Here is an 11,391-nt window from a genome sequence, read left to right on the forward strand (position 1 = left end):
TGGATACCTCCGTTATGTTATTTAAGTTTATTTTAAAACAATGTAAGCGTTTTTAAAACTAATAATTCTATTCTATTAGAGTAAAATTCTCTACAAAAACGGAAGTAATCTTTTTGATTTTATAGTAGGGTTCGACAGTTAATAATTGAAAAGTCAAATTTTATTTTTTAGATTGGATATCTGTAAAAATATCATTGTACTTTTTAAGAATAGCTGATTTATTTTGGATGACATAATCTGAATCTTCAGTAGCGATATTGATTTCTGTCATTGATTTCATATTTTTATTGGTTTTAGCATTTTTTCGAATGGGTCTGATGGTTGTTTCAGTTCCTAGTTTATCCTGAATGTCTTGAGAAAGAAGGAAATCGATAAATTTTTTAGCATTTTCCATGTGTTTGGCATTTTTGATAATAGCTGCGTTACCAGGTAAAAAGACGGTTCCTTCTTTTGGATAAATGACTTTTACATCAACGCCATCGTTTAAGAGTTTCAATGCAGGATCTTCATAGGTAAGTCCTACAGCCATTTCTCCGTCAGCGACAGATTTGTAGACATTTGAAGAACTAGAAGCAATTTTCCCGTCTACTAAGCTAAATAGATTTTTCACATATGTCCAAGCTTGCTCATTTTCATAGCCACCTTGATCCACAAGCATGTTTGTTAATTGAGCAAAGGCACTAGAAGAATTACTTGGATCAGCAGTAGCAATTTTTCCTTTTAATTTAGGATTAAGTAAATCATTATAGCCTTCAATTTTAATATCTTTAGTTAAAGCTGAATTGACAATTAGAACACTGACATCAAGAGTGTATGGAGTGTAGAATCCTGTTTTATTCTGATATTCAGGGATAATTTGGTCGTTTTCTTGGGAGATATAGGGCTCAAAGAGTTTTTCGTTAGAAGAGAAGAGTGCGTAGGAACCTCCGAAAATGACATCGGCTACGGGAGCTTCTTTCTCAGCTTCTGCTTTCTTGAATAATTCACCAGTACTAGCTTGGACTAAGTCAACCTTGATGCCATATTTTTCTTCGAAGGCTGGGATTGTTTCTTCGATAAGATCTTCAGGGTTAGGCGAGTATACAACCAAAGTGTTATTCGAATCTGTTTCAGTGCTAGTTTCCGCTCCTATAGCTGAAGAACATCCTGATAAAGTAAGAAATATCCAACCACAAGAGAGAAAGAATAGTAGTTTTTTCATAAGAGTCTCCTTTTTTACGAACGTTTTTGCTCTACAACTTTTATAACGTTTATAATTTGTAGAGTCCTACAGAATATAATAAAAACCTTAAAGAAATCTAAAACGAAAAATAGGAATTAAGCTCCTAGAGTAAGGATGCGTGAACTGTGGATAGGATTTTGATGGTAAGTATAAAATAAAAAGATTGCTACAATAAAGTTAAGCAATCCTTTTACATCAATGATTTTTATCCATAAGTTTTAATTCTTTTGGAGAAATATGGAGATACTTTTTAAAGACTTTGGCAAAATATTTATAGTCTGAAAATCCAACTTGTTCAGAGATATCGCTTAAGGGGGCATTGGGGGACTCGGCCATTTTATCTATAGCTTGCTTGAGGCGGTAGCGTAAGATATATTCATTTAGTGTCATGGGGAAGTCTTCTTTGATAACCTTATATAGATAACTTTCACTATATCCCAGCGATTCTGCTAGCTTACTAATAGTAAAATGTTCTGCATAGTGGTTGTGGACAAAGGAAATAATTTGCTGAATGATTTGATTTTGTGTATCAACTTGTTGGATAGAGGAGAGTAAAGTTTGATATTCTTCTAAAAAAGGAGTTTCTTGATAGGTGCTAACTTGTAATCGCAAAACAATGTTTTGAAGACATTCTGTCAATTCCTTTGTGTCAATTGGTTTGGATAAGAAATCAACTGCCCCATATTGCATGGCTTTTTTTGCATTTTGAAAATCGTTATAACCAGATAAGATAACTTTTTCATAAGAAAGGGTACGAGTGGCTTCGAACATCATAAAAGCATCCATAATTGGCATTGTGATGTCTGTTAAGACAATATGAGGTTCTTTTTCTTGGATGAGTTTCATTCCCTCTTGACCGTGACTGGCAGTTCCTACAACTTGGATGCCTAAGGCAGAGTAGTCTACGGCAATCTCTAGCCATTTTCGAATGAGGTGTTCATCTTCTACGATAATGAGCTTAAACATGAGTTAGTCCTTTCGTTACAAATTTGACCCAAGTTTCTCCTTGACGATTGACTCCTAAATCTAGCTGGACGTCAGAAAAAAAATTGCTCAATCGTTTGTAGCTGTTAACAATGCCATGCTGGGTATGAGGGCTATCTAAAGAGTCTAAAATAGCGACTCGCTCTTGTTTTGTGAGTCCTCCGGCATTGTCCTTGACCCAAAAAGTCAGAGAATCTGCTTCCAAGGTAATTTGGATATCAATATGAAGATCAATACGGTATTGCATCCCATATTTTATAGCATTTTCTACTAAGGGAAGCAAGAAAAGTTTAGGGATAGGCTGATTATCGACAGTTTCTGGGCAGACAATATCATAGGAAAAGTGCTCGAAACGAATTTTATGAATAATAAGGTAATCCTTTATAATCTTTAAATCTTGACAAATGGTTGTTTCTTTTTCTAAATCGGTGATACTGTAGCGAAGAATGCGCGTGAGATTTTGGATTAGGTCTTGTGTGAGACTTGCATCCATTAAAGAAGTGATTTTAATCGTCTCAAGCGTATTGTAGAGAAAATGAGGATTGAACTGAGCTTCCAGCATTTTTCTTTCAAAAATCCACTTTTCTTTTTCGATGGTCAACATTTTCTGATGAAGTTGATCTAATTCATACAACATATTATTAATTTTTTCGGCCATAAATTCAAACTCATCACCTGTTTGTAGATAAAGCCTTTTTTCTGCTTGTTTGGGAATTTCTTGAAGTTGGTAAACTAAACTTTCAATAGGAACAGCGTTGTGTGTAGCAATCTTATGAGCAATTCGTCTTGCTTGCGAGAAGTAGAGGAAGAATATACATAAGGTGAGAATGGAGGCTAGGCCGAGTAAGCTAGGAATAGGAAAGAAGGATTGAAAAGTATAGATTGAAAAAATAGCACCGACTTTTTCTTTTTGAACAATAAGCGGTTCGTTCGCATACCAGTGGGTGCGAGAGTGTAGGAGTTTCTCATCAAATTTTTCAAGAGTGGAACGAGTAAATTGATTTGTATTGTTGGAAAACATATTTCCAAAGCTATCGGTAATGATGTATTTAGAATTTATCATTGGGAAACTTGAGATGAAATCATTCTCAGTTACGAAAGCAATAGTATAGGCTTTAACTCGTTGGTTTTGAAGTAGTGGTTTGATAAAGAGTGTGTAGTGTTGCTTGTCTGAAGAGAGTGCAATTTTTTCTGTAACTTTATCTTGAGAAGGATTTTGAATAAGCAGTTTTAGATAGTAGGGTGATAAAATACTTTCTTGATGATCTCGATTGGTACTAAATAGTAATTCACCTGTATCACTTAGGATAATGAGGTCAGAACTAAGTTTTAATTTAGCTTTTGTCTCGTAAAATAAGCTAAAGACTTCTCGCTCTGTGTGTTTGCCGTCCAAAAATCCAGGAATCATTTTATAGTTCATAGTGGCCAGGAGCTCATTATTTGCTTCTTTCATCTCTTGAACTTGTTTGACAATCTGTCTCGTGTCTTTGGAGAGTTGTTGCTTTTGTAAAAAATAGGAAAAACCAAAAAGTAAAATGAGTAGTAAAAGAGAGGTCACAAAGGCTGCGATAGAGCTTCTATGGAGGATTTCTTTTTGGAGAGATTTTTTAAAGGAATGAGACATCTGCTACCTCCTTGGAAGGGTTTTCTGTTATAAGTATAGCAGTTTAAAAATTCTAGAGCAAGGTAAAATAGAAAAGTATAGAATAGAACGAGACCAAATTCCCCCAAAAATGGTATAATAGTAACATCATAAAATTGGAGAAATAGCATGAGTTTTTACAATCATAAGGAAATTGAGCCTAAGTGGCAAGGCTACTGGGCGAAACATCATACGTTTAAGACAGGAACAGATGCCTCAAAACCGAAGTTCTATGCTCTGGACATGTTCCCATATCCTTCAGGAGCTGGATTGCACGTAGGACACCCAGAAGGTTACACAGCAACGGATATTCTCAGCCGTTACAAACGTGCGCAAGGCTACAACGTCCTTCACCCAATGGGATGGGATGCCTTTGGTTTGCCTGCAGAGCAATACGCTATGGATACGGGGAATGACCCAGCAGAATTTACAGCGGAAAACATTGCTAACTTCAAACGTCAAATCAATGCACTTGGATTCTCTTATGACTGGGATCGTGAAGTCAACACAACAGATCCAAACTACTACAAATGGACGCAGTGGATTTTCACCAAACTTTACGAAAAAGGATTGGCCTATGAAGCCGAAGTACCAGTAAACTGGGTGGAAGAATTGGGAACGGCCATTGCCAACGAAGAGGTCCTTCCTGATGGAACTTCTGAGCGTGGAGGCTATCCAGTTGTCCGCAAACCAATGCGCCAATGGATGCTCAAAATCACGGCCTATGCAGAGCGCTTGCTCAATGACTTGGATGAACTTGATTGGCCAGAGTCTATCAAGGATATGCAACGCAACTGGATTGGGAAATCAACTGGTGCCAATGTAACTTTCACAGTAAAAGGAACCGACAAGGAATTTACAGTCTTTACAACTCGTCCTGATACCCTTTTCGGTGCGACTTTCACTGTCTTGGCTCCTGAACATGACCTAGTTGACGCTATCACAAGTCCAGAGCAAGCTGAAGCCATAGCAGACTACAAACATCAAGCTAGTCTTAAGTCTGACTTGGCTCGTACCGACCTTGCCAAGGAAAAAACAGGGGTTTGGACCGGTGCTTATGCCATCAACCCTGTCAATGGCAAAGAAATTCCAATCTGGATTGCGGACTATGTTCTTGCTAGCTATGGAACAGGTGCGGTAATGGCTGTGCCAGCCCACGACCAACGTGACTGGGAATTTGCCAAACAGTTTGGTCTTCCAATCGTAGAAGTGCTTGAAGGTGGTAATGTGGCGGAAGCTGCCTACACAGAAGATGGACTTCACGTTAACTCAGATTTCCTAGATGGTCTTAACAAAGAAGACGCCATTGCTAAAATCGTAGCTTGGTTGGAAGAGAAAGGTTGTGGACAAGAGAAGGTTACCTACCGTCTCCGCGACTGGCTCTTTAGCCGTCAACGTTACTGGGGTGAACCAATCCCAATTATTCATTGGGAAGATGGGACTTCAACGGCTGTTCCTGAAAATGAACTCCCACTTGTCTTGCCAGTCACCAAGGACATCCGCCCTTCAGGTACGGGTGAAAGCCCATTGGCTAACTTGACAGACTGGCTTGAAGTAACTCGTGAAGATGGGGTCAAAGGTCGTCGTGAAACCAATACGATGCCACAATGGGCTGGTTCAAGTTGGTACTACCTCCGCTATATCGATCCACACAACACAGAGAAATTGGCTGATGAGGACCTTCTCAAACAATGGTTGCCAGTCGATATCTACGTGGGTGGTGCAGAACACGCCGTTCTTCACTTGCTCTACGCTCGTTTCTGGCACAAATTCCTCTATGATCTCGGTGTCGTTCCAACTAAAGAGCCATTCCAAAAACTCTTTAACCAAGGAATGATCTTGGGTACTAGCTACCGTGACCACCGTGGCGCTCTTGTGGCGACTGACAAGGTTGAAAAACGTGACGGTTCCTTCTTCCATGTGGAAACAGGGGAAGAGTTGGAGCAAGCACCAGCCAAGATGTCTAAATCTCTCAAGAACGTGGTCAACCCAGACGATGTGGTGGAACAATACGGTGCCGATACTCTTCGTGTCTATGAAATGTTCATGGGACCACTTGATGCTTCGATCGCTTGGTCAGAAGAAGGTCTGGAAGGAAGCCGTAAGTTCCTTGACCGTGTTTACCGTTTGATGACAACCAAAGAAATTGTTGCGGAAAATAGCGGTGCTCTTGACAAAGTCTACAACGAAACTGTTAAGGCTGTTACTGAGCAAATCGAGTCGATGAAGTTCAACACAGACATTGCCCAACTCATGGTCTTTGTCAACGCGGCTAACAAGGAAGACAAGCTCTATGTAGACTACGCCAAAGGATTTATCCAATTGCTTGCCCCAGTTGCGCCACACTTGGCAGAAGAGCTCTGGCAAACAGTCGCAGCAACAGGTGAGTCAATCTCTTACGTAGCTTGGCCAACTTGGGACGAAAGCAAATTGGTTGAAGACGAAATTGAAATCGTCGTCCAAATCAAAGGAAAAGTCCGTGCCAAACTCATGGTCGCTAAAGACCTGTCACGCGAAGAATTGCAAGAAATTGCTCTGGCTGACGAAAAAGTCAAAGCAGAGATTGATGGTAAGGAAATTGTGAAAGTGATTGCGGTACCTAACAAACTCGTTAATATCGTTTTGAAATAAGATAGGAATCCTTCAGAGTAGAATCTGGGGGATTTGTAAATTGGATTATGCTATAATAGTCCCAACTAAGATAAAAACACAGTTCTGGTTGGTAGTCCAGACGTAGGCAAGCCTATCAGTAACCTTCCTCCTTGGTTGTCCATTCTTAGGGATAGATTTAAGGAGGTGCTGTCATGGAAATCGTTTCAATTGGCTTGACAGTTTATTTTGAAGATGGATTTTGGCATGGATTGTTTGAACAAGAGTATGAGGGAACTTATCAAGTTTGTCGAGTGACATTTGGTCAGGAACCAAAAGAGGATGAAATTTTGAAACTTTTACAGACTCAGTTTGTTCGGTTATCTTTTAGTCCAGAGGCAACAGTCAAACAGCATGTGAAGATTAAGAATCCGAAGCGTTTGCAGCGAGCTGTAAAGAAACAGGTGAAGCAGAAAGTTTCTTCTAAGTCACAAGAGCTCTTACAGTTGCAGTATGAGGAACGGAAAAAGCATTCAAAACAACAGTCCAGTCTCCAAAAGCAATTGCTCAAGCAAGAGAAATTTGAACGCAAACAGCAAAAACGTAGAGAGAAGCACAAGGGGCACTAGTGACTCTCTCTTTCATAAAATAGAACAGCTCTTCTTGGATAACAAGAGCTGTTTTTGCTTGTATTGAAGATTTCTTTCCTAATAGATAGACTTATCGTTAATGGCAGTTTCAAATTCAGGACCATACTTGCTTACTTCAAATTCAATCCTGCCCCATTCAGCATTTTCATTTTACTAGAAGGGAGTGTGTGTCATGATTTCTGATTCATTTTTTATTGTTTGCTTTGGTGAGAACAATACTACCGACTCTTGGCTTTTTCTGCTAGATGTGGTAAAACACCTCTTTTATAGCGCATGTTTTAAAAAATAATGTTTGGTTGTAAGTGATTTTAAACTTCCTCTAGTGATTCGATAGGAGAAAAACGAGCCTGCTCTACTTTAACTTAATCCCCATTATTTTACCACTTGGCCTTTCATTTTAACTGCTTATCTCAAAAGTCGATTTTTCTTTCATTCTTTTTGTTAAACTAGTGAGGTAAAGAGGAGGGGAAAATATGATTTTACAAGCTAAACATTTGACTAAACGGTACGGTAATCATATGGCTGTCGATGATATTCAGTTAGAGTTTGAAAAAGGAAGTTTCAATGCTATTTTGGGACCCAATGGTGCAGGGAAATCAACCACTATTTCCATGTTAATCGGTTTGAAAAAGCCGACACAAGGTCAGATTCGATATGCGCCAAATACGAAAATCGGAGTTGTTTTTCAAGCTAGTGTACTGGATGAGATGTTGACGGTTAGGGAAAATCTCACGATTCGTGCTCAACAGTATAAGGAGATTGCGGCAAGTCGTGTGGATGATTTGATTCATCAACTGGGTTTGACTGCTTTCCAGAAACAACTCTATGGAACTTTGTCAGGTGGGCAAAAACGTCGGGTTGATATTGCGCGTGCTCTTCTTTCGCGACCAGATATTCTTTTCTTGGATGAACCAACGACAGGTCTTGATATTCAGACTCGCAAATCCATCTGGGATCTGCTGTATCGACTACAAAAGGATGAAGGTATGACGATTATCTTAACGACTCATTATCTGGATGAAGCAGATGAAGCGGATCAGATCTATATCGTTGATCATGGAAAAGTGATCGCGCAAGGTTCTGCGACTGCTATCAAAAGTCAGTATGCATCTAATATCCTAAAAATTCGTTTTAAGGAAATGAAGGATCTAGAAAAATTGCGACAGACCGGAATGACAGTCGAGGAAGAAAACGAGTTGGAATATCTTTTTTATCCAAGGACGTCACAGGAAGCCATTGAATATTTGGCAAAAGTTCGAGAAGAAATTGATTCTTTTGAGTTTCGCCCAGGTACTATGGATGATGCCTTTATTGCACTTACAGGAAGAGAGGTTCGCTAATGCTAGCTTTATTGAAACGGAATTTTATCTTATATTTTCGTAATCGTTCGGGAGTATTTTTCTCATTATTGGGGGCATTGATTTCCTTCCTCCTTTATATCATTTTTTTGCAGAAGAACCTGACGGATTCTTGGTCCCAACTCCCTGATAATACGAACCTTTTAAATGACTGGCTGATGGGTGGGACCTTGGCTGTGACTGGGATGACAACCAGTTTTACGGCTCTTACACAAATGGTACAGGATCGTGAAAATCAAGTGGATCAAGATCTCTTCTTGACAGATTTAGGTAACTGGGGCTTACAGGCGTCCTATCTAATCAGTAGTATTGTCATTTCTTTTATCATGCAGGTGTTTATGTATGCTGTTATGAGTTTTTATTTTAAAGAGAGCCCAGTTATCAGTCATTTACCGGAAATCGCTTTGATTATGTTGTTAAGCAGTCTGCTTTCAAGTTTGGTAAATGTTCTCTTGATTTATCGTTTTCAATCTGTAGATAGCCTTGGTAAACTGGCAACGATAGTGGGAACTGCTTCTGGATTTTTAGTAGGAACTTATATTCCCATTGGAGTATTACCTGATTCTGCACAGCTTTTCATGAAATGTACCCCTGCAACTTATATTGCTTCTCTCTATCGACAAGTCTTGATGAAAGAGCAGTTAGAGACCGCATTTTCAGGAAATAACAGTCTGTTACAGGAATTTCAAGACAAAATGGGAATCCAAATCAACTGGCAAGAACTATTGACAAAGGAAGAAACATACTTTATAGTGGTTATTATCAGTCTCGTCGCTATTCTTCTTTGGATGTTATTTGTTAAAGTGTTTAGCAAGAGAAAATAAAGGTGTATTGGAGAGAAAATGAAGATTCGTTTTGAAATGAAGACAGAGTTTTCAGAAAAAGACCCACACATTTTAATTCAGGCAGCTCAGTTAACTGACCAAGCAAGAGAAGTCATGGAGTATTTAGAACAATTTTCAACGACTAATCAGGTGGTCATTCCTATTCGAACGGATGATCATCTGGTTATGGTAAAAATTGAGGATCTTATTCTAGCAGATATCGATAAGAATTTGTTGACCATTTATACGGTAGACGGGATTTATAAAACTAAGGAAACATTGACAAACTTTCAGAATAGGATTAACCGGCGTAACTTTATACAGATATCACGTCATTCAATTATAAACATTGACCATCTAGAGTCATTATCGGATAGCTTTTCAGGGAACATGATGGCTAAAATGACTCGGGGTATCAAATCTAGTGTGAGTCGGAAATACGTTAAGTCCTTAATGGATTATCTAGGTTTATAGGAGAGAATCATGAAGCGATTGATTGCTTATTTTGTATCGGGAATGCGGACGGCCTCCTTTATTTATTTGAGTTTGGTGTTATTGGCTCAGTTTTATTCAGGTATTACCTATCCTGCACCAACGACAAAAAATATTCTAGCTTTGTTTTTGATGAGTGGAATTATGGGAGTATTGACCTTAATCCTTGAAAGGCTAGAGTTTCTTGCTTATAGTATGCGTGTAGGAGTTCATTTATTAGCGACAGCTACTATTTTAGTATTGACCTACCTATTTTTTGGCTGGGGTTCAGCATTGTTGAGTCCCTTGCTTTGGTTCTTTTTCTTATTAATTTATGGACTGATATGGTTGTACCAGATCTGGCAAACTCACAAGCTCACTCAACGAATTAATCAAGCCTTAGAAGATAAAAGAAAGAAAACGAATCACTAATGTAGTGTTGAGGATGAGGTTTGGGGAGAGTGCTAGTTTCCATATAGAGCAAATTATGATATAGTATTTTCAGCGTAAAACAAGGAGAAAAACGATGCCAGTAAATGAATATGGTCAGATAATTGGTGAGTCAATGGAAGGTTATACACCAGGTGAATTGCCTTCCATTGATTTCTTAGAAGGGCGCTACGCTCGGATAGAGGCTCTTTCGGTGGAAAAGCATGCGGAGGATTTGCTAACTGTTTATGGTCCTGATACGCCTCGTGAGATGTGGACCTACCTCTTTCAGGAGCCAGTGGCAGATATGGAGGAACTGGTTACCGTCTTAAATCAGATGTTGGCTCGTAAGGACCGTTTTTACTATGCGATTATAGATAAGGAAACTGGTAAGGCTTTGGGAACTTTTTCACTCATGCGCATTGACCAGAATAACCGAGTAATAGAAGTTGGTGCCGTCACTTTTTCGCCTGCTCTTAAGGGTACGAGGATAGGGACAGAAGCCCAATATCTCTTGGCACGCTATGTTTTTGAGGAGCTTAGCTATCGTCGCTATGAGTGGAAATGTGATTCTCTAAATCTCCCATCAAGACGAGCGGCAGAACGTTTGGGCTTTGTCTATGAAGGAACCTTCCGTCAGGCAGTCGTTTATAAGGGGCGCACTCGAGATACGGATTGGTTATCTATGATTGATAAGGACTGGCCCCAAACCAAAGCTCGTTTGGAAGCATGGCTGACTCCTAAAAATTTTGACAAGAATGGACGGCAGTACAAGAGTTTGAGAGAAATCTAAAAGGTGATGACATGATTACCGTTAGAAAGCAAGAATTAGTAAATATAAATGATGTTTTGCATCTCTATCAAGCAGTCGGTTGGACCAATTATACGAATCAACCCCAAATGCTGGAGCAGGCTTTGTCTCACTCATTAGCGATTTACCTGGCACTTGATGGTGATGCTGTTGTGGGATTGGTTCGCTTGGTTGGAGATGGTTTCTCATCAATTTTTGTCCAGGATTTGATCGTTTTGCCTAGCTATCAGCGCCAAGGGATTGGTAGTGCCCTAATGAGAAAGGCTTTAGAGGATTTCAAAGATGCCTATCAAGTCCAACTGGTGACCGAACAGACAGAAAAAACCTTGGGATTCTATCGTTCTCTGGGATTTGAAACCTTATCTACTTATGATTGTACAGGAATGGTTTGGGTGGATCGAAAAAGATAAA

11 protein-coding genes are annotated in these 11,391 nt (G+C 39.3%); 8 read left to right on the plus strand and 3 right to left on the minus strand.

Annotated elements, in window-relative coordinates:
* Positions 1-160 precede the first annotated feature (160 nt).
* From AC4ME5_RS04985 to AC4ME5_RS04995, 3 genes are all read right to left on the minus strand, one after another.
* The gene (locus AC4ME5_RS04985) at positions 161-1,201 is read right to left on the minus strand and encodes an ABC transporter substrate-binding protein (RefSeq protein WP_096421613.1); all 1,041 of its coding nucleotides are present in this window, start codon (positions 1,199-1,201) and stop codon (positions 161-163) included.
* A gap of 216 nt (positions 1,202-1,417) precedes the next feature.
* Positions 1,418-2,188, minus strand: a complete 771-nt coding sequence (locus AC4ME5_RS04990; RefSeq protein ID WP_021164622.1) for a response regulator transcription factor — start codon at positions 2,186-2,188, stop codon at positions 1,418-1,420.
* The gene (locus AC4ME5_RS04995) at positions 2,181-3,830 is read right to left on the minus strand and encodes a sensor histidine kinase (protein ID WP_491800256.1); all 1,650 of its coding nucleotides are present in this window, start codon (positions 3,828-3,830) and stop codon (positions 2,181-2,183) included. Before AC4ME5_RS04995 ends, AC4ME5_RS04990 begins: the two co-directional genes overlap by 8 nt.
* Before the next feature lie 147 nt (positions 3,831-3,977).
* Between AC4ME5_RS04995 and leuS the strand changes: the two genes are divergently transcribed.
* From leuS to AC4ME5_RS05035, 8 genes are all read left to right on the plus strand, one after another.
* Positions 3,978-6,479 (plus strand): leucine--tRNA ligase, encoded by a 2,502-nt coding sequence (gene leuS, locus AC4ME5_RS05000; protein ID WP_491800257.1) that lies wholly within the window; start codon positions 3,978-3,980, stop codon positions 6,477-6,479.
* 173 nt (positions 6,480-6,652) lie between these two features.
* Positions 6,653-7,066, plus strand: a complete 414-nt coding sequence (locus tag AC4ME5_RS05005; RefSeq protein ID WP_070569314.1) for a YjdF family protein — start codon at positions 6,653-6,655, stop codon at positions 7,064-7,066.
* Between the two features lie 494 nt (positions 7,067-7,560).
* Positions 7,561-8,427 (plus strand): ABC transporter ATP-binding protein, encoded by an 867-nt coding sequence (locus tag AC4ME5_RS05010; protein WP_033585855.1) that lies wholly within the window; start codon positions 7,561-7,563, stop codon positions 8,425-8,427.
* On the plus strand, positions 8,427-9,269 hold the full coding sequence (locus tag AC4ME5_RS05015) for an ABC transporter permease (RefSeq protein WP_033585856.1): 843 nt from the start codon (positions 8,427-8,429) through the stop codon (positions 9,267-9,269). Before AC4ME5_RS05010 ends, AC4ME5_RS05015 begins: the two co-directional genes overlap by 1 nt.
* Before the next feature lie 18 nt (positions 9,270-9,287).
* Positions 9,288-9,743 carry a LytTR family DNA-binding domain-containing protein gene (locus AC4ME5_RS05020; RefSeq protein ID WP_009729708.1) on the plus strand — a complete coding sequence of 152 codons (456 nt, stop codon included), beginning with the start codon at positions 9,288-9,290 and terminating at the stop codon, positions 9,741-9,743.
* A gap of 9 nt (positions 9,744-9,752) precedes the next feature.
* Complete coding sequence (locus AC4ME5_RS05025; protein WP_084939383.1) at positions 9,753-10,172, plus strand: DUF3021 domain-containing protein; 420 nt, start codon at positions 9,753-9,755, stop codon at positions 10,170-10,172.
* Between the two features lie 94 nt (positions 10,173-10,266).
* A complete protein-coding gene (locus tag AC4ME5_RS05030; protein WP_491800258.1) occupies positions 10,267-10,962 on the plus strand; it encodes a GNAT family N-acetyltransferase in 696 nt (231 codons plus the stop codon).
* An 11-nt stretch (positions 10,963-10,973) separates the two neighbouring features.
* Positions 10,974-11,390, plus strand: a complete 417-nt coding sequence (locus AC4ME5_RS05035) for a GNAT family N-acetyltransferase (RefSeq protein ID WP_491800259.1) — start codon at positions 10,974-10,976, stop codon at positions 11,388-11,390.
* Position 11,391 lies beyond the last annotated feature (1 nt).

It is taken from the genome of Streptococcus sp. A69 (assembly GCF_058556195.1).